Raw genomic sequence first — 18,643 nt, 5'->3', positions numbered from 1 at the left:
GGCTCCTTAATCGAGGATGTCGTCGAGAGCGCTCTTAATGCGATCGGTCACCGATTTCTTGCCGGAAGCGACATCGTCGCCCGACTCGGCGGCGAAAGCCTCGAGCAGCTCGCGCTGCTTGGCGGAAAGGTTCGTGGGGACGAGCACGCGCAGCTGAACGATCAAGCGTCCACGCGAGCCGCCACCGCCGATACGGGGCATACCGTAGTTGTTGACACTCACGGTGTCGCCGTACTGCGTACCGGCGGGGACGCACACCTTGACGACCTCGTCGGGTAAAATGCCCTCAACCTTAATCTCGCAGCCGAGTGCAGCCTGCGCAATCGAGATATCGCTCACGAGGTACAGGTCGTCGCCGTTGCGTTTAAAACGCTCGTGGTCGGCGAGGCGCACGTTGACGATCAGGTCGCCCGAGGGTTCACCACGAAGGCCTGCCTCGCCAAAGCCGCTCACGCGCAGCTGGCGACCGGTCGAGACGCCGGCAGGGATATCGATGTCGATCTTTTCATGCGAAGGCGTGCGGCCCTGACCGTCGCAGGTCTCGCAGGGATGGTCGATGACCGTGCCTTCGCCATGGCAGTCGGGGCAGGGCGAAGAGGACTGAACCTGACCCAGGAACGAGCGCTGGACCGTTGTGACATAGCCCGTGCCGTGGCAACGGCTGCACTGCTTTTCAGCCGCACCCTCGGCCCTTCCGGTGCCATTGCAATCATCACAGGGGGCAAGGCGGTCATAGCTGATCGTCTTTTTGCAACCGAGCGCCGCCTCCTCAAGGGTCACCGAAAGGGAGATGGCCATATCGCGGCCGCGACGACGCTCGCGGCGATTTCGGGCGCCACCGCCGGCACCGCCGCCAAAGAACGACGAAAAGAGGTCGTCCATGCCCATGCCGCCAAAGATATCGTTAATGTCGACATAGCCGGAGCCACCGGGGCCGTCGGGCGAACCGTAGCGATCGTAGTTTGCACGCTTCTGCTCGTCGGAAAGAACGGAATATGCCTCGTTGAGCTCTTTGAACTTGGCCTCGGCATCGGGGTCGTCCGAAACGTCCGGGTGTACGATACGGGCCTTCTTTAGAAACGCGCGCTTAATCGTCCGCGCGTCGGCATCCTTGTCGACGCCAAGTACCTCGTAGTAATCCCTATTTTCCGACACGACCGAATCCTTCCGACTTTCATTATTGTCACAGTGCGTCCTATACCCAAGCTGGGCCGACCGCAAACAAAGGGTTTGATGTTATTGCATTGCGTAGGGCGAAAGCATGGCACGTTGCGAGCAGCTCGCAAACCAAACCGACACGAGAGCAAACATAAATCCGTTGGCAAAACCGTTGGCAAACTGCATCGCGCCGCGCTTCCACCACAGCAGGCTGCGGTGAAGCACGCCGTCCGAGAGCACCATGAACAAGCCCATGGCAAACGGAACAAAGCACATCATGGCAAAGGCCGAGAACACGCCCGAGATGGCCGACAGCACCAAAAAAGGCGCCACGATGCCCATCAGGTAAAAACCGGTACGAGCCTTGCCCTCCAGGCGTTCGGCCTCGACATGGGCGCGCCCGACCAAATCGCCGCCCGAGGCACCGTTGGTGCCGGCGTGACCCATGCCGTCAATATGGACCTCGTCGCCATCATGCGTGCCGGCGGGAAACTCAATCGTCTGCTCGGAGGTCACACGGGTCCGTCCGCTGCCACCGCAATCGGGGCAGGGGTCGGCGACGACCTTACCGGAACCGCCGCACTCGGGGCAGACCGACTGGAACGTGCCGGCACCAAACAGGAAGGACAGGTCGACGTCGATGTGGCCGCGACCGCCGCAGCTCGGACAGGTATGTGCATGCTCGGACGAGATAGAGCCCGAGCCTCCGCAATGACCACAGGTATCGAAGCGCGTATAGCGGACGGTCTTGCGGGCACCGCCCTTGGCCTCCTTGGCGTCGAGCTTAATATCGACGACCACGTTGGCGCCGTTCTCGGGATTATAGGCAGCCTGGCTGCGACGCTGCTGGCCCCAGGCGCCACCAAAGGGAAAGCCGCCCTCAAAGGGATTGCCATAGCCCGCGCTGCCGGCGTAGCCGCCGCCATAGGGCGAAGCAGAAGGAGCGCCGGCGAAGGGATTGCCCGAGCGCATGGCATCATAGCGCGCACGCTTCTGCTCGTCCGAAAGCACGGCATAGGCCTCGGAAACCTCTTTAAACTTTTCCTCGGCATCCGGCTCTTTGTTGACATCCGGATGGAGCTTGCGGGCCTTTTGCTGAAAGGCCTTCTGGATATCACGCGAGGTGGCGTCCTTGGAGACACCCAAGATCTCGTAGTAATCTTTTTCGTTCATCGTCGCCATGCGCGGCAACCTCCTGCTCACAGCAGCGTATATATTGCGGTAATTCTACCCGAGCGGCCTAAGCTAGACCCCAAAACAGCTCGAACAGCATATTTCCATCGAGCCAGCCCAAGTGGGTGGGCGCTAAACGGGCGCGGGCGCGACCTGCTACAACATCTTTTGAGGTGATGCGCCCCGCATGCCCCCCGACATCATCGGGTACCCAGGTGGCAAGGCCCAACTCGAGCGCACGGTCACAGGACGCCGCCAGCTCGTCTGCAGGAATCACGCTTGCCGAGCGAACCAACAGGTCGGGCCCAATGCCACGCGTCATGCGGCAGGCAAGCATCAAATCCTCCGCCGCCGCCTCGCGCCGCGACAGATACTCGGCATCAAACGTCGTCGCGGCATCGTCGCGTTGCACCAGACGCACGCGATACGCATCGCCGCGACCGGGCACGTCGGGATAAAGCCCGGCCAAGCGATCGAAATCCTCGGCGTCGAGCATACCGGCGGCAGAGCGACCCAGGCCCAGATAGCCCCGTCCGGTCCAATAGGCGATGTTATGCGAGCACTCATGTCCGTCGAGTGCATAGCTTGCCACCTCATACGGGTGATAGCCGGCCGCGCCCAGACGCTCGCGCGCCGCTTCCATGCACGCAGCCTGAAAATCCTCGTCGGGCTCGAGCGACTCGTCGTAAAACGCCATGCGGTAGAGCGGCGTGCCTTCCTCGAGCGTGAGCGGGTACACCGACACATGATGCGGCGGCGCCGTCAGCACGCCATCGAGCGTGCGCTTCCAACTCGCTGCGGTCTGCCCGGGAAGGCCGCACATAAGGTCGCACGACACGTCGAGCCCAGCGTCCTTAACGATCGTGATGGCAGCGAGCGCCCGATCGGCATCGTGAATGCGGCCGATGGCGGTAAGTTCGGCATTATCGAGCGTTTGCACGCCCAGAGAGACGCGTGTGACACCAACCTTGGCAAGCGCAGCGGCAAGCTCGGCGGTCAGCGACTCAGGATTAGCCTCGCAGGTAAACTCAACGGGCTTGCACCACATGCAAATACGCCGGGCAAGCTCCACCAGACGCTCTCCCGCCAGCGACGGTGTGCCGCCGCCAACATAGACGGTGCGGACCTGTGCAAGCGCCCCGGTGTCTCCAAAGGCATCAAGGCGCGCATACAGCTGCTCAAAATAGGCATCGAGCGCTGCGCTCAGGTCGCACGGAGCAAAACCGCGTGAGTCAAAGTCGCAGTACCGACACTTTTGAGCGCAAAACGGCACATGCACGTACAGCGCGGTAACGGCCACCGTTAGGCCTCCAGCGGATGAGCGGGCACCGACTCGCCAGCGGCAAGCGCGGCCTCGCAGGCCACCACATCGCGCTCGATATCATCGACCAATGCCATGAACTCCTCATATGTGGAGCAACGCACCACCTGGGCACGCCAGGCGGCGGCATGGGGCATGCCCTTTAGATACCAACTCGCGTACGTACGGGCACGCGACATGAGCGGCAGAAGCTCATGCGTCAGTGTGAGATGCTCGCGCAGGGCGTCCAGGCGCTCGACAGAGCTGCGCACCGGCACCGGTACGCCATTGAGCGCAAGGGCGCGAGCATCACCAAAGACCCAGGGATTACCGTAGATACCGCGTGCGATAAACACCGCGCTGGCACCCGAGTTGCGCAGATGCTCCGCGGCATCCTCGGCCGAGAACACGTCGCCCGAACCGATGACGGGAATCTCGACGGCATCGGCCACCTCATCGACGACCGACCAATCGGCCTGACCCGTATAGAGCTGCGTGGCACAGCGACCATGCACCGCCACAGCAGCGGCGCCCGCCCCCTCGAGCATCTGGGCAAACGTCGCGGCATTGCGATCTTCGGCATAAAAGCCTTTGCGAATCTTAACGGTCACGGGCACGTGCGCCGCTCCCACCGCCGCCTCGACGATCTTCTCGGCCAGCTCGGGCGTGCGCATGAGCGCCGAGCCCTCGCCTTTGGTGACGACCTTGCGAGCCGGGCAGGCCATGTTGATATCGATCAGCGACAGGCGATCGCCCACACGCTCCTCGACGGCAGCGACGGCGCTCGCAAATTGATCGGGCTTGGAGCCAAAGAGCTGCACGCAGATCTGCCGCTCCTCGTCTGCCGGCAGCACCAGGCGCCACGTCTTATTGCTGGCATAGGCAAGGCCCGCCACGCTCACCATCTCGCTGTAGGCAAGATTGGCGCCGCGGCGGCGGCACATGATGCGATAGGCGGGATCGGTCACGCCGGCCATGGGAGCCATAAGGAACGGCTGCTCGGCATAGGCACCCAGCAGCCGCGTACTGTATTCGGAAAGCGCCATGGAACTACTCGTCCACCTTGAGGATAGCCATAAAGGCCTCTTGCGGGACCTCGACCGAACCGATGGCCTTCATGCGCTTCTTGCCCTCTTTCTGCTTCTCGAGCAGCTTGCGCTTACGCGAGATATCGCCGCCATAGCACTTGGCCAAAACGTCCTTGCGGCGCGCCTTGACGGTCGAGCGGGCAATGATCTTGTTGCCGATGGCACCCTGAATGGGCACCTCGAACAGCTGGCGCGGAATAATTTCCTTAAGCTTGTCGCACAACCCGCGGGCCAGGCCATAGGCCTTGTCCTTGTGCACGATAAACGAAAGCGCGTCCACCTCGTCGCCCGAAAGCAGGATATCGAGCTTGACGAGCTCGGAGGGACGATACTCGTTGAACTCATAATCGAGCGACGCATAGCCCTTGGTGCGGCTCTTGAGCTGGTCAAAGAAGTCCAGGATGAGTTCGGCGAGCGGCATGTCGAAGCGCATCTCGACCGATTTGCTCGTGAGGTGGATCATGTCGGTCGTAATGCCGCGGTGCTCGATAGCGAGCTGCATGACGGCTCCCGTATACTCGGGCGGGCAGATAATCTTGGCCTTGAGGTAGGGCTCCTCAATGCGCTCGATGCGCGTAGCCTCGGGCAGATCCTGCGGGCTGCGGACATCAAGCATCTCGCCGTCGGTCTTGTAGACGTGGTAGTCCACCGAAGGGCTCGTGGCGATGAGGTCCAGGTTGAACTCGCGCTCCAGGCGCTCCTTGACGACCTCCATATGCAGCAGGCCCAAGAAGCCAACGCGGAAGCCAAAGCCGAGCGCCACCGAGGTCTCGGGCTCCCACACCAACGACGGGTCGTTGACATGCAGCTTATCGAGAGCGTCACGCAGGTTCTCATAATCCTTGTTGTCGATCGGGAACAAGCCCGTGTAGACCATGGGCTTGGCCTCACGGTAACCGGGAAGCGGCTCAGGGCAGGGATTCGACGCCCACGTGAGGGTATCGCCCACGCGAACGGCCTCAGGGTCCTTCAGGCCCGTGACCACGTAGCCCACCTCACCGACCGTCAGCGAGTCGACCGGAGTCTCGGCGGGACGCTTGACGCCCACGCCATCGACCAAAAAGTCGCCCTCGGCCTGCATCATGCGCAGGGTATCGCCCTTCTTGATGGAGCCGTCAAAGACGCGGACCGTGGCGACGACACCGCGGTACTCGTCAAAATACGAATCCAGGATGAGCGCCTTGAGCGGCGCCGTCGCATCGCCCTTGGGCGGTGAGATCAAAAAGACGATGGACTCCAGCAGATCATGGATGCCCTCGCCGGTCTTGCCCGATACGCACACGGCATCGTCGGCAGGAATCGCAAGGTCATCCTCGATCTCGGTCTTAACCTCGTCGGGGTGTGCCGACGGCAAGTCGATCTTGTTGATAGCGGGCACGATATCCAGGTTGGCGTTCATGGCGAGCGTCGCGTTGGAGACGGTCTGCGCCTCGACGCCCTGCGTGGCGTCGACGACGAGCACCGCACCCTCGCAAGCGGCAAGCGAACGCGAGACCTCGTAGGTGAAGTCCACGTGGCCCGGCGTATCGATCAGGTTGAACTGATACGTCTCGCCATCGTCGGCGTCATAGGAAACGCGAACGGCATTGGACTTGATCGTGATACCGCGCTCGCGCTCGATATCCATGGTGTCGAGCAGCTGCGATTCCATGTCGCGCTCGTCGACGGTATGGGTGAGCTCGAGGATACGATCACTGATCGTGGACTTGCCATGGTCGATATGCGCAACGATCGAGAAGTTGCGGATGTGGGAAATGTCAATTGAAGTATTCATGCGGACTATCTTACCCGAGCGGTACAAAAAATGGAGCCTGTTCCATAAAACAGGCTCCATTTATGCGCGTAATCTATGTGGTGTGAAATTTACAACTTAGGCGTTGATGCTGTTCACGAGCTTGGCAAGACCGGACTTGCGGTTGGAAGCCTGGTTCTTGTGGATAACATGCTTGGCGGCAGCCATGTCGAGACGCTTAGTGACGGTCTTGAGGGCAGCCTGGGCCTTCTCGGCGTCGCCCTCGGCGACGGCGGACTGGACGTGCTTGGTCAGCGTCTTGAGCTCGGACTTGACAGCCTTGTTACGCATGCGAGCTGCCTCATTGGTGCGGATACGCTTCTTCTGAGACTTGATGTTTGCCACTTCTGGAGTTCCTTTCGAGTTCCTTGCAAAAAATGTATGACACCTCTGAGACACGGTGAGGTCATGCAAGCGCCTACTATAGCACGCTCCCCCTCAAAGGGATAGAACGAATTTGTCAAATAGACAGGTATCATCACGATTTTCTCAAGATGTTCGTAATCCAGAGCAAAATCGCGTTCTGAGAATCGGCCGAACCCTTAAGAGCGAGCTCAACATCGACCGCGCCCTCGAGCGCCGCGACGAGCTCCGCCATCGAAAAGCGGCGTGCCCAGGTCAGGTGATTCTTAACCTGCCAGGGTTGAAGCTTGAGCGTCGCGGCAAGCTCGCGACCCTGCCCACGCGCATCGAGCGCCTTGGCGACGATAAGCTCGCGAATGCGTCCGCACAGCAGCGTGTAGGTCCACACATAGCTCTTGGCGGGTAGCAGCCCAAAGAGCTCAAGCGAGCGGCGCATATCACGAGCCGAGACCGCGTTGAGAAAATCCCAGGGCTGAACTTCGGCCGTGCGCACGATCCAGCGTTCCACATCGGCAAGCTCAATTTGCGGCGCATCGACCATCTGGGCAAGCTTGGCCAAGTCGTTATCGAGCATGCGAGTGTTTTCACCCGAACGCGAGACGAGTTCCTCGGCGGCCGCCGTCGAGATCGACTTGCCGTGCTGCGTCGCCATCTGCTGCACGCGGCGCGGTAGCTCCCAGCGCTTGGTGCCGGAGCAATCGATCACGGCCTTCTTGTCGATCTTGGCGATCGCCTTATACAGGCGCGTGTTCTTGGCAAGCGAGTCGGCGATGATGAGACAGACCGTTGTGGGGCTTGGACTCGCTAAATACTCGACAAGCGGCTCCGAGACCGCCTTGGCGAGCTTTGAGCAGCCGTCAAGGATTACCAAGCGAAACTCGCTGCCCATGGGAAAAGTGTTGAGCGATCCGATAATGGACTCGATATCGGGGTCCTTGGTCATGTCGCGCTCGTCGAGGTTGAACTCGACCATACCCGACTTTTCCAGACGTGCTTTCATACGCGAGACGGCGTGGTCGCGCTTGACTCCGTCGGTACCGACGATCAGATATGCCGGCAGCAGACCGGTTTCAGACATCGCGCTCCCCTCCCGCAGGCTCTCCTGTTCGTACCGTGCCATTCTATCCCACGGGTTGGTCCCGCGCCAACGGCAGCATCACGGTCGCTGACATCGCATGGCAAAACCGGCCGCAGTCGGCGAGACGGTAATGTCGCCTCTCTCGATAGTGCATGCGAACGCGCCGCCCGCATCGCTAACGGCATCGATGCAGGCATCGGATGGATGGCCGTAGCGGTTGCCCTCGCCCGCGCTCGCAATAGAGAGCTCGGGCTTAAGGGTTTCCAGCAAGTCTGTATCGACAGAATCTTTTGAGCCGTGATGCCCCAGCTTGAGCACATCGATATCACCCACCTCCTGTACAAACTCGCGCTCCTGATCGAGCTCGGCATCACCAGTGAGGAGCATACGCAGGCTTTTGCCTTCCTGAGCATAGGAGAGCAGCAAGACAAGCGAGTCCTCATTGCCCTCACCGTCAACCGTATCAAACGGCCACATCACACGAGCCCGAAATGCGCCGATATCGACTGTGTCTCCGCGAGCCACCTGCCGATACGTGACGCTTGGGCGATTCAGGACCTCAGCAGGCGCACTGCCCAGCGCATCCGCCGCAACCGCAATGGTTCCTACCGAAAACCGATCGAGTACGTCGGGAAGACCGCCCCAATGGTCTTCATCCCAATGCGTCACGAAGACGGCGTCGATATGGTGGACGTTATTGCGAACCAACGCCGACACCACGCGCGCGTCGAGCCCACAGTCGACGAGCGCCACGGCGCCACCCTGACGAACCAGAATCGCATCGGCCTGGCCAACATCAAGGACTGTCACCGAAGGCGGCGCACATCGATCCCAATAAACATACGGAACGCCCGCCGCAAGCATCAAACACAGCAGCCCCACTGCCATGGGCCGCGCGCTGGGGCGTGGCCACAAGACCAAGAGGACCACCAGCGAAAAAGGCACCACGTATACCAAGGGCGTATCGGGCGGCACGCTTACGGATGCGCCCGGAACGGCAGCAAAGAGCTGCTCAAAGAACAGGGCACAGCGAGCGATAGCCATGGGCACCACAAGCGCCCCGTGACGCAAGAGCGGCACAAGCGAGCAAGGCACCAGCACAACCGAAGATGCGAGCAGCACGCTTATCACCGGACCGATCACGGCATTTGCAAGCGGGGCAATGAGCGAAAACATCCCAAATGCGGGAATGGTTACGGGAAGTGTCGCGATCTGCGAGCACAGCGTGACGGACAAAATACTGGCAACCCCCGATGGCACGCCCAGCTCGCCCAAGGCGTAGGTAGCGTAGGGGCAAAAACAAAGGATGGCAAAAACACTGGCGCACGATAGCTGAAAACCCATCTCGAACAATACTGTCGGCCGCAGCAACATAAAGATTGTCATGGTCAAAAATAGAGCCGAAAGGCCATGCCGACGACGTCCGGCGCCGTTGACGACAAGCGTCACCGCCACCATACAGCACGCGCGCACGGCCGAGGGCGAAGCGCCCGTAAAGACGGCATAGGCAGCGAGGGCCAGCACCAGCAGCCCTCTCTGCAGCCCACGAGAGAGGCGAGTCTTTTGCAGGGCGCTCTCAATCACAAACCCAACGATGGCAAGATGGCTGCCCGAGACGGCGATAAGATGTGCGGTGCCCGTTACCGAAAACAAATCGCCCGCCGGCTGAGCACGCAGCTCGGAGGAGCGTCCGCAGACAACGCCGGCAATGAGCGAGCGCGCCGGATCGGTCTCGGGCGCGATAGTGGCAAGGAGCTCGTTTCGCAGCCAAGGCAACAGCCCCGGAAAGCCCTCGTCAACCGATACCAACCGGATGACCTTAACTTTTCGAAGCTCGCCCCGAAGCACGCGTGAGCGCCCATACGCATCATTCTCAAAACGCGAAATTCGACCGACAGCATGCACATGCGAACCGGCACCGAGCTCACGATCACACGACAGCCGTATCTCGCCCAAGCGCTTTCCACCCGCATATGAATCACAGGTATAGGAGTACGTCCCGTCATTGATGGATGGATCACCCTGTACAACAAACTCGAGACTGCTCGCAGCTCGATTATCCAGTGCCGTCGAAGCACGCAACGCCCCTATCGCCCAACCCGCGGACACGACCGCTCCCGCCAGGAGGCCGAGGGACGCGGCATACAGCCATCGCCTCCACCGCACAAGACGCATACAAAACCGAGCCAATACGATGCACGCGGCAGCCGCAACGGGAATGGCCATAAGCAATGTGACGGGCGCTGCCCGCTCTCCCAGCAGCAAATCGGCTGCCACGTTAAGTACCAGGCCGCAGCTCGCACACAAACCAGAACAAAGGGCCATCGTCCACGGCATCAGGGGCCGCGGCGGCATCACATGCTCGCGCTCGGACACACTCATACGCAGATGCAATCTTTAATTTTGGCGAGCTTTTTCTCACCGATCCCCGATACGCGCATGAGGTCATCGACCGAGGCAAAGGCCCCGTTTTGAGTCCGCTCATCGATAATCGACTGGGCCGTAGAAGGCCCGATGCCCGAAAGCGTCTGCAGTTCCGCCGCACTTGCCGTATTGATATTCACAAGCCCCGACGAAGACCCCGCACCAGGAGCCATGGCAGCACCGCTTTCGACCCCGCCGACCGCCGCAGCCGCTTGTTGCTCCCCCACCATCGGAACATAGATTTTTTGACCATCTGTGATCTTGGACGCACGATTAAGCCCTGTCACATCCGCCTCAGCCGTGAGCCCTCCGGCGGCATCGATCGCTTGGGACACCCGCGCTCCGTCTTTGAGCCGGTACACGCCAGGCCTCGCAACGGCGCCATCGACATCGACGTACACCTCAGCAGCAGAAGAACTCTTGGCAGACGACTCATCGGCATCATCAGGTAACCCATCCCCGGCCCCGCGCACATCCGAGGCGCCCGCCTCATCACTACGCTCAAACGACACGCCGCTGGAGCGGCTACCAAAACTTGCCATCGACAAGCCGCTCGCGGCGGCAATGACAATCAGAATCGCCACGACCATCGCCTTATGGCCGAGCAGCTTTTCTGCCCAGCGGTCCATCCGTTTAACCCGTTCGTGTTGCTCTCGTTGCGCCATAGCAAACACCTCCCAACACCATCGTGTCAGGAAACGAGCGCCGTAGCCTCCGCACGCCCACACCGGTTATCGAAGTCAAACCAAAAGCTGACCAAAACCTTGCAGGATAGTGTCCATTTATTCAGATACACGTCGACAAATGAACCGTTTATCGCCTAATGACCAGATAGAAATAGACCGACGATGCAAATGCACCGCCGGTCTATACACAACATTATTCGTGATCTTGGTAAATCTCACGTGGAGCAAGCTGAGGATGTTTACGTTTTAAGGTCTTAGGGGCCTTGTACGTGTTGCTCTCGAAGTCGATGTACTCGGTCTGTTTGAGCAAGCGCTCAATCATCTCCTCGTGATCGAACAGCTCCCACGCCTCATGCACGGCATCGAGTTTTGCGTGCGTCTCGGGGCGGCGCGGCATAAAGAGCGTGCAGCAATCGGGAGCAGCCTCGGTCGAGATATCGAAGGTACCGATTTCCTCGGCACGCGCGATGATCTCCTGCTTGTCCGAACCGATCAGCGGGCGGAACACGGGGATCTTGACGGCCTCGTTGACGGCCATAATGTTCTCGAGCGTCTGGGAGGCAACCTGACCGAGCGATTCACCGGTCACGATAGCCTTGGCGCCCTCGATATGCGCAATGCGCTCGGCAACCGAATACATAATGCGGCGATACATGATCACGCGCAGGTTGCTGGGGCAGGCCACGGAAATCTCACGCTGGCAATCGCCAAACGGCACCACGTACAGGCGGCCGATCTGGACGCCCGGCGCAAGCGCACGGATAATGTCCTGCACCAAATACTCGCTCGTATCGGGTGTCTGCGGACGACCGGAGAAATGTACCGGCACGCACACCGCGCCGCGACGCGCGAGCATCCAGGTCGCCACCGGAGAATCGATGCCCGACGACAGGAGCGTCACAACCTTGCCGGCGGAACCCACCGGCAGACCGCCCACGCCGCGCTCGGAGCGCGCATACACGTAAACGCTACCCTGGACCACCAGTACGTGCACCATCGCGTCGGGGTCGTGCATCTGGACCCTTTTATCGGGGAAGGCCTCGCACAGTACCTCGCCAACCTGACGATTGATATCAATCGAGGTGAGCTCGTAGTCGGTGTTAGAGCGTTTGGCATGCACCTTAAACGAATCGAAAGGACCAAACTCGCGCAGCGCCTTCACGGCGGCGGCGCAGTACTCCTGCGGGTCGCGGTTGGTGTGATATGCCAGGGACACGCGGGCAACGCCGGGGACGGTGCGAATGACACGCGCCGCCTCGTCGGCCTGATGCTCGTTAAAGGTCACGAGGATATAACCGGAAATTCGAGACACGGCATTCACGGAAAAGGCGGCCAAGGCCGCCTTGATGTTATCCATGAGGATATGCTCAAAATGTGCGCGGTTCTTGCCCTTCAGTCCAACCTCGTGATAGTGGACCAGGCAGACGCGAGCTGCCATTTAGGCTTCAGCAACCTTGTGACCGAGCGCCTTCTTGTAACGAGCCTCGTCGTAGGAGATATCGCCGTCGACAATCTCGTCCATAGCCATCGAGATGGTATCGGCGCCGGAGAGGCCAATGGTAATGTCATCGACATCCTGAACGGCAAGCACGCGGTTGTGCTGGCCACGCAGCATGCTGTTAATATCGCAGGCGCGCTTGGAGGCAAGCGAGGCGAGCAGGAAGCGGTTGTGATCGGTCTTCTCCAGAAGATCGTCAATACAAGGCTTTACAACGGACACGGACCTCAGATCCTTTCATGCATATCGAGAACGCGAACGAGTTCATCGGTCGCGCGGTCGAGATCATCATTCACCACGACGTCGTCGTAGCGGTCGGCAAGGGCAAGTTCATCGGCGGCGTTTGCCATACGCAGCTCGATCGTCTCGGGCGTCTCGGTACCGCGACCGACCAGGCGATCGCGTAACACCTCAAGCGAAGGCGGCTTGATAAAGATCAACACGGCCTCGGGGAAACGCTCCTTGACCTGCAGGGCACCCTGGACATCAATCTCCAAAATCAGAGACGAGCCAGAGGCGAGCTTGGATGCGACCTCGCTCACCAACGTGCCGTAGCAGTTACCGTGGACCTCGGCCCACTCAACAAACTCACCGTTTGCCACGCGGCGGTCGAACTCCTCGCGCGTCAGGAAAAAGTAGTTGACGCCGTCGACCTCACCTTTACGTGGCGCTCGCGTGGTAGCCGAAACCGTCAGGCCCAGGTTCGAGCGGCGCTCGCGCACACGAGTGACGAGCGTGCCCTTGCCTGCACCTGACGGTCCAGAAATCACAAAGAGCTTTGAATCCTGAGCGCTCACTTATTTGGTCAGCTGCTCGAGGAGCTGCTCGCGCTGACGGACGCCGAGGCCCTGGACGCGACGGGTAGCGGAGATGCCGAGCTCCTCCATGATCTTGGCGGCCTTGGCCTTGCCATAACCGGGCAGAGACTCGATGAGGGTGGAAACCTTCATGCGGGAAGCGATGGGGTCATCGGAGTTGAGCACGGACTCGAGAGACTTCTCGCCCTTCTTGATCTGCTCGCGAAGCTCAGCGCGGGCGTGACGTGCGGCGGCAGCCTTCTCAAGAGCCTGCTTACGCTGCTCGTCGGTAAGCTGAGGGAGTGCCATTCGAACCTCCAAATAGTTGGGTTATATCTGATGCAATAATTGGCATTTTAGCACGTCAAACGCACTAAATGCCCAATCGACGGCTCCATAGGTTAGACGATACCTGCGAAAAGTGCAATATACGGAGGTCAAAGTTGAGCCCCTGACCTGTGATTCCACACAAAGGATGGGAAAGTTTTCGCAGGCACAAGGGCTAATTTGTGCTAATAAGACCCAAAAGTGGTGACTTGAGGGAATCTTTTACGCGACGTTTTCGACCAGCTCGGCGACGATGGCGTCAAAGGCCGCAACCGGATCGTCGGAGCCGGTAATAGGACGGCCCACCACGATGTGGCTCGCACCGCGCTCGATAGCCTGGGAAGGTGTCGCCACACGGGATTGATCGCCCAGGGCGGCACCCACCGGACGCACACCCGGAGTCACGATCAGCGCGTCGGGGCCGAGCAGCTCACGCATGTCGTGAGCCTCCATCGGCGAGCACACGATACCGTCGATGCCGTTGGCCTGAGCGAGCTTTGCCAGGCGAGCGGCCTCCTCGGCCACGGGCGACTCGACGCCGATCTCCGCCAGCGCATCCTGATTCATGCTCGTAAGTACGGTGATGGCGACGAGCTTGGCGCGGTCCTCGCGCGCCTCCTCGGCACCCTCGCGGCAGGCAGCGAGCATGGCGCCCGAACCCAAGCCGTGGACCGAGAGCAGGTCGGCACCGGCAAGCGAGGCCGAGCGAACGGCACCGCGCACCTGATGCGGAATGTCATGGAACTTGAGGTCGAGGAAGACCTTAAAGCCCAAATCCTTGAACGTCTTGACGATCTCGGGACCCTCGGCGTAATAGAGCGTCATGCCCACCTTGAGCCAGGCGGCATGGCCCGAAAGCTCGTGAGCGAGCTCGAGTGCGCGCTCACGGTCGCAGTCGAGGGCAACGATAACACGGTCGCGGGCATCGGTCTCTAGCATTCGAACGCACCTACCAGCTCGTTGATGTCCTTTACGCCCTGGGACTCCGCCCAGGCCTCGAGCTCGTGCGCGATCTTAAGCGAAGCACACGGGTCGACGAAGTTGGCCATGCCGACCGACACGCAGGTGGCGCCGGCCAGGATAAACTCGGCCGCATCCTCGCCGGTCATGACACCGCCGACACCGTTGATGGGGATATCGACGGCCTGGGCGACCTCCCAGACCATGCGCACGGCGATGTGGTGGCACAGCGGGCCCGAAAGGCCGCCCTTGGGCTTGGCCACACGGGACTTGCGGGTGTGCACGTCAATGGCCATGCCCTGGATGGAGTTGATGACCGAAAGGCCGTCGGCGCCGGCAGCCTCGAGGGCGCGGGCGATCTCGGCGACGTTGACCGGAGCCATCTTAACGAACAGCGGCTTATCGGTCACCTTGCGGCAGGCAGCCATAACGGAAGAGGCGCCCTCGGGCGTGGAGCCCATGGCGGCACCGCCGGCGGCAATGTTGGGGCAGCTCACGTTGATCTCATAGCCGGCAGCCCAGGGGCACAGCTCGACATACATCTCGAGCGCGCGCACGAACTCATCAACGGAGTGACCGGCAACCTGGCAGATGACCTGGCAACCGTCCTTGGAGAGCTGCTCGAGCCACGGACCGGACTCGCGGGCGAAAGCGGCCACACCGGGGTTCTGCAGGCCCACGGAATTGATCATGCCGCCGGGGATCTCGGCCATGCGGGGTGCAGGATTGCCGGGCCAGGGCTCGGCAGCGCAACCCTTGGTGGTGATGGCACCCAGCTGGGAGACATCAAAGAAGTTCTGGAACTGCCAACCGTAGCCAAAGGTACCGGCTGCGGTGTTGATGGGGTTCTGCATCTTGACGCCGCCGAAATCGACGGACATGTTCACGGTACCCACTAGAAGACCACCACCTTGGAAGCATCAAACACGGGGCCGCACATGCAGGCACCCTTCATACCGTCGACCGTCTCGACATTGCAGGTGTTGCAGGCGCCAAAGCCACAGCTCATCATGCGCTCGAGCGACACCTCGCAGTACGCGCCGGCCTCGGCGGCAGCGGCGGCGACTTTCTTCATCATAGGGGCGGGACCACAGCTGGCGACGTAGTCGTAACCGCCCTTGCCGAGCAGCTCAGCGGCAGGATCGGTGCAAAAGCCGTGCGTACCCAACGAGCCGTCGTCGGTGCACACGTTGACCGCGGCTCCCAGCGCGCGGAACTCATCGACGCCCACGACCTTGGACGCAGTGCCAAAACCCAGGCACACGTCAACGGCCACGCCCTGCTCGGCAAGCATGCCAGCGAGGCACAGCACGGGCGGAACACCGATGCCGCCCGCCACGAGCAGCGCCTTCCTGGTGCCCTCGGGTACCAGCCAGCCGCGGCCGCCAGGGCCCAACAGGTTGGACTTGGAGCCGGGGCCCATCTGCGACAGACGACGGGTGTCGTCGCCCACGACGGCGTACCACAGCTCGACGGTACCGGCCTCGGCGTCAGAGCGATAGAAGCTCAAGGGCACGCGAAGCAGCGAAGAGGCATCGCCGGGCACGGCGATGTTCACAAACTGACCGGGCTTGAGCGCACTTGCAAGCTTGGGGGCCGAAATAACGAGCGAGAAGATGCCGTCGGCGATCTCCTGGTTCGAGACGACCTCGAAGTCGTGCATGCGTGCAGTGGAAGGTGTGGGCATAGACGCTCCAATCCCCCATGCAGTTGCATGGACCAAACGAACAGAAAGCGCGGCACCGCAAGGGCACCGCGCGCAAAAGCGATAAGGCTATGCTAGCAGATGCAGCCGTCGGCAAGCGTCTGTTTACCGCCGACAAACACATCGGTGGCACGACCGGTGAGCGTGCGGCCGGCAAAACCGGAGTTCTCGGCGCGCGACTCGTAACCGTCCTCGCCGACCGTCCAGGTGACAGACGCGTCGAAGACGGTCAGGTCGGCAACAGAGCCCGCCTTGACCTGAACCTGATCAAGGCCCAGGATCTCACGCGGCTTAATAGCCATGAGCTCGACCATGCGGCCCATACCCATCTTGCCCGTGTTGACCAGCTCGGTGAGCACGAGCGACAGCGAGGTCTCGAGGCCGATCATGCCAAAGGGCGCGAGCTCGAACTCACGGGCTTTCTCCCACGGCGTGTGGGGAGCGTGATCGGTGACGATGACGTCGACGGTGCCGTCGATGACACCCTGGCGGATGGCCTCGGCATCCTCGTCGGTACGCAGCGGCGGGTTAACCTTGAGCGAGGTGTTGTAGGTCTCGTCCAGGTCGTTCTCGGTCAGGAACATGTGATGCGGGGTGGCCTCGCAGGTAACCTGAACGCCAGCGGCCTTGCCGGCACGCACGAGCTCCAGGCCATGGGCGGTGGAGATGTGCTGGATGTGCAGCTTGGCACCGGTCAGTTTTGCGATCTCGATGTCGCGGGCGATCTGGAGCTCCTCGCCGGCAGCCGGCCAGCCCTCGAGGGCCAGACGAGTCGAAACCTTGCCCTCGTTGATCTGGCCGTGGCCGACCAGGTCCTCGTCCTGGCAATGGCTCATGAAGACCTTGCCGAACATCTTGCCGTAGTCCATGCAGCGACGGAGCATGCCTGCACCCTGCACGCCGCGACCGTCGTCGGTGAAGGCGACGGCGCCGTGGGCGACCATATCGCCCATCTCGGACATAGCCTCGCCCTTAAGACCGCGGGTCATGGCGCCGGAAGGATAAACGCGGCAGTGGCCGACCTCGGCAGCGCGGGACTTGATGAACTCAACAACGGTACCGTTATCGGTAACGGGGTCGGTGTTGGGCATGGCGCACACGCCAGTGAAGCCGCCCTTGGCAGCTGCGCGGGTGCCGCTCTCGATGTCCTCTTTGACCTCGTAGCCGGGCTCGCGCAGGTGGACGTGCATGTCCACCAGGCCAGGGACAAGGTACTTACCGGAAAGGTCGCGGACCTCGGCTCCCTCGGCGGCGAGGTTCTCGCCGACCTCGGCGATCTTGTCGCCGTCGATCAGGACGTCAACGACCCCGTCAAGCTCGACGGACGGATCGACGACGTGGGCATTCTTAAGAAGCAAGGCCATTATCGGCACCTCCAAGCAGCAGATACAGGATAGCCATACGCACGCAGATACCGGCGTAGACCTGCTCCAGGATGACGGAGCGTTGCGGGTGGTCGGCCATATAGGAGTCGAACTCGACGCCGCGGTTGATGGGGCCCGGGTGGCAAATGATCGCGTCGGGCTTCATGAGCTTCTCACGGTCCTTGGTCAGGCCGAAGAGCTTGTGGTACTCGCGAATGGTCGGGAACGGGGCACCCTCGAGGCGCTCCTGCTGTACGCGCAGCATGTAGACGACGTCCAGCTCGGGCAGGACGGAATCGAGGTCGCTCGTCACGTGGTCGCAGCCCAGAACCTCGGGCGCCGGCGGCAGCAGCGTGCCGGGGGCGACGGCGTAGGTCTCGCAGCCCATGATCTTCAACGCGGGGATCAGCGAGCCGCAGACGCGGGAGTGGGCGATGTCGCCGACGACGGCGACTTTCAGACCATGGAAGTCACCCTTGTGCTCCCAGATTGTGTACAGGTCGAGCAGAGCCTGCGTGGGGTGGTTGTGCTTACCGTCACCGGCGCAGATAACACTCGCAGGCGAATTCTGCGTGACGATGTAGGGAGCACCGGCATGTTTGTCGCGCACGACGATGCAGTCGATCTTGTAGGCGTTGAGCGTCTCGACAGTATCGACGAGGCTCTCGCCCTTGACCGTGGAGGTCGAGGAGCCGCCAAAGTTGAGGCTGTCGGCCGAAAGACGCTTCTCGGCGAGCTCGAAGGAGCTGCGGGTACGCGTCGAGGGCTCGTTGAACATATTGACGATGGTCTTGCCCTTGAGCGTGGGGACCTTCTTGATGGCACGCTCGTTGACCTCGGAGAACGCCTTGGCGGTCTCGAGGATGAGCTTGATGTCCTCTTCGGAGTACTCGGTAATGTCGATCAGGTGCTTATGATTGAACGCCACGG

Annotated in this window: 18 protein-coding genes; all 18 read right to left on the bottom strand. The window is 61.2% G+C overall.

Annotated features, from left to right (window positions below):
* Positions 1-6: 6 nt before the first annotated feature.
* On the bottom strand, positions 7-1,155 hold the full coding sequence (dnaJ, locus tag ACTNA2_RS01535; protein ID WP_441048390.1) for a molecular chaperone DnaJ: 1,149 nt from the start codon (positions 1,153-1,155) through the stop codon (positions 7-9).
* 81 nt (positions 1,156-1,236) lie between these two features.
* Complete coding sequence (locus tag ACTNA2_RS01530; protein WP_441048389.1) at positions 1,237-2,340, bottom strand: DnaJ domain-containing protein; 1,104 nt, start codon at positions 2,338-2,340, stop codon at positions 1,237-1,239.
* 58 nt (positions 2,341-2,398) lie between these two features.
* On the bottom strand, positions 2,399-3,631 hold the full coding sequence (gene hemW, locus ACTNA2_RS01525) for a radical SAM family heme chaperone HemW (RefSeq protein ID WP_441048388.1): 1,233 nt from the start codon (positions 3,629-3,631) through the stop codon (positions 2,399-2,401).
* 2 nt (positions 3,632-3,633) lie between these two features.
* Positions 3,634-4,677, bottom strand: coding sequence for a tRNA dihydrouridine synthase DusB (gene dusB, locus ACTNA2_RS01520; RefSeq protein ID WP_427717514.1), 1,044 nt, complete (start codon positions 4,675-4,677; stop codon positions 3,634-3,636).
* Positions 4,678-4,681: 4 nt separating this feature from the next.
* The gene (gene lepA / locus ACTNA2_RS01515) at positions 4,682-6,493 is read right to left on the bottom strand and encodes a translation elongation factor 4 (protein ID WP_441048387.1); all 1,812 of its coding nucleotides are present in this window, start codon (positions 6,491-6,493) and stop codon (positions 4,682-4,684) included.
* Positions 6,494-6,589: 96 nt separating this feature from the next.
* Positions 6,590-6,856 carry a 30S ribosomal protein S20 gene (gene rpsT, locus ACTNA2_RS01510; RefSeq protein WP_022094714.1) on the bottom strand — a complete coding sequence of 89 codons (267 nt, stop codon included), beginning with the start codon at positions 6,854-6,856 and terminating at the stop codon, positions 6,590-6,592.
* A 133-nt stretch (positions 6,857-6,989) separates the two neighbouring features.
* Positions 6,990-7,952: a DNA polymerase III subunit delta gene (holA, locus tag ACTNA2_RS01505; RefSeq protein ID WP_441048386.1), complete on the bottom strand. Its 963-nt coding sequence runs from the start codon at positions 7,950-7,952 to the stop codon at positions 6,990-6,992.
* 78 nt (positions 7,953-8,030) lie between these two features.
* Positions 8,031-10,334 (bottom strand): DNA internalization-related competence protein ComEC/Rec2, encoded by a 2,304-nt coding sequence (locus tag ACTNA2_RS01500; protein ID WP_441048385.1) that lies wholly within the window; start codon positions 10,332-10,334, stop codon positions 8,031-8,033.
* Positions 10,331-11,041 carry a helix-hairpin-helix domain-containing protein gene (locus ACTNA2_RS01495; RefSeq protein ID WP_441048384.1) on the bottom strand — a complete coding sequence of 237 codons (711 nt, stop codon included), beginning with the start codon at positions 11,039-11,041 and terminating at the stop codon, positions 10,331-10,333. The genes ACTNA2_RS01500 and ACTNA2_RS01495 overlap by 4 nt, the downstream gene beginning before the upstream one ends.
* Before the next feature lie 214 nt (positions 11,042-11,255).
* Positions 11,256-12,500, bottom strand: a complete 1,245-nt coding sequence (gene thiI / locus ACTNA2_RS01490; RefSeq protein WP_441048383.1) for a tRNA uracil 4-sulfurtransferase ThiI — start codon at positions 12,498-12,500, stop codon at positions 11,256-11,258.
* The gene (locus ACTNA2_RS01485; RefSeq protein WP_370450597.1) at positions 12,501-12,782 is read right to left on the bottom strand and encodes a DNA-directed RNA polymerase subunit omega; all 282 of its coding nucleotides are present in this window, start codon (positions 12,780-12,782) and stop codon (positions 12,501-12,503) included.
* A 5-nt stretch (positions 12,783-12,787) separates the two neighbouring features.
* Positions 12,788-13,357, bottom strand: a complete 570-nt coding sequence (gmk, locus tag ACTNA2_RS01480; protein WP_370450596.1) for a guanylate kinase — start codon at positions 13,355-13,357, stop codon at positions 12,788-12,790.
* Positions 13,358-13,666 carry an integration host factor, actinobacterial type gene (gene mihF / locus ACTNA2_RS01475; protein ID WP_006236130.1) on the bottom strand — a complete coding sequence of 103 codons (309 nt, stop codon included), beginning with the start codon at positions 13,664-13,666 and terminating at the stop codon, positions 13,358-13,360. It lies immediately after the preceding gene.
* A 240-nt stretch (positions 13,667-13,906) separates the two neighbouring features.
* Positions 13,907-14,623 (bottom strand): orotidine-5'-phosphate decarboxylase, encoded by a 717-nt coding sequence (gene pyrF / locus ACTNA2_RS01470; protein ID WP_441048382.1) that lies wholly within the window; start codon positions 14,621-14,623, stop codon positions 13,907-13,909.
* Positions 14,617-15,525, bottom strand: a complete 909-nt coding sequence (locus ACTNA2_RS01465; protein ID WP_427717595.1) for a dihydroorotate dehydrogenase — start codon at positions 15,523-15,525, stop codon at positions 14,617-14,619. Before ACTNA2_RS01465 ends, pyrF begins: the two co-directional genes overlap by 7 nt.
* Positions 15,526-15,539: 14 nt before the next feature.
* The gene (locus tag ACTNA2_RS01460; protein ID WP_441048467.1) at positions 15,540-16,307 is read right to left on the bottom strand and encodes a dihydroorotate dehydrogenase electron transfer subunit; all 768 of its coding nucleotides are present in this window, start codon (positions 16,305-16,307) and stop codon (positions 15,540-15,542) included.
* Between the two features lie 116 nt (positions 16,308-16,423).
* Positions 16,424-17,713, bottom strand: a complete 1,290-nt coding sequence (locus ACTNA2_RS01455) for a dihydroorotase (RefSeq protein WP_427717534.1) — start codon at positions 17,711-17,713, stop codon at positions 16,424-16,426.
* Positions 17,697-18,641, bottom strand: a complete 945-nt coding sequence (locus ACTNA2_RS01450) for an aspartate carbamoyltransferase catalytic subunit (protein ID WP_035138537.1) — start codon at positions 18,639-18,641, stop codon at positions 17,697-17,699. Before ACTNA2_RS01450 ends, ACTNA2_RS01455 begins: the two co-directional genes overlap by 17 nt.
* Between the last annotated feature and the right edge of the window lie 2 nt (positions 18,642-18,643).

The sequence above is a fragment of the Collinsella sp. HCP28S3_E9 genome, assembly GCF_052065455.1.
Taxonomy (GTDB): domain Bacteria; phylum Actinomycetota; class Coriobacteriia; order Coriobacteriales; family Coriobacteriaceae; genus Collinsella.
The sequence above is the reverse complement of the archived record's forward strand: the minus strand, read 5'-3'. Positions and strand labels throughout refer to the sequence as shown.

Coding starts and splice junctions, on each gene's coding strand:
- ACTNA2_RS01530 (WP_441048389.1), bottom strand. CDS start 2,340: ATGGCGACGATGAACGAAAAAGATTACTACGAGATCTTGGGTGTCTCC.
- dusB (WP_427717514.1), bottom strand. CDS start 4,677: ATGGCGCTTTCCGAATACAGTACGCGGCTGCTGGGTGCCTATGCCGAG.
- lepA (WP_441048387.1), bottom strand. CDS start 6,493: ATGAATACTTCAATTGACATTTCCCACATCCGCAACTTCTCGATCGTT.
- holA (WP_441048386.1), bottom strand. CDS start 7,952: ATGTCTGAAACCGGTCTGCTGCCGGCATATCTGATCGTCGGTACCGAC.
- ACTNA2_RS01500 (WP_441048385.1), bottom strand. CDS start 10,334: ATGAGTGTGTCCGAGCGCGAGCATGTGATGCCGCCGCGGCCCCTGATG.
- ACTNA2_RS01495 (WP_441048384.1), bottom strand. CDS start 11,041: ATGGCGCAACGAGAGCAACACGAACGGGTTAAACGGATGGACCGCTGG.
- thiI (WP_441048383.1), bottom strand. CDS start 12,500: ATGGCAGCTCGCGTCTGCCTGGTCCACTATCACGAGGTTGGACTGAAG.
- mihF (WP_006236130.1), bottom strand. CDS start 13,666: ATGGCACTCCCTCAGCTTACCGACGAGCAGCGTAAGCAGGCTCTTGAG.
- pyrF (WP_441048382.1), bottom strand. CDS start 14,623: ATGCTAGAGACCGATGCCCGCGACCGTGTTATCGTTGCCCTCGACTGC.
- ACTNA2_RS01465 (WP_427717595.1), bottom strand. CDS start 15,525: ATGTCCGTCGATTTCGGCGGCGTCAAGATGCAGAACCCCATCAACACC.
- ACTNA2_RS01460 (WP_441048467.1), bottom strand. CDS start 16,307: ATGCACGACTTCGAGGTCGTCTCGAACCAGGAGATCGCCGACGGCATC.
- ACTNA2_RS01455 (WP_427717534.1), bottom strand. CDS start 17,713: ATGGCCTTGCTTCTTAAGAATGCCCACGTCGTCGATCCGTCCGTCGAG.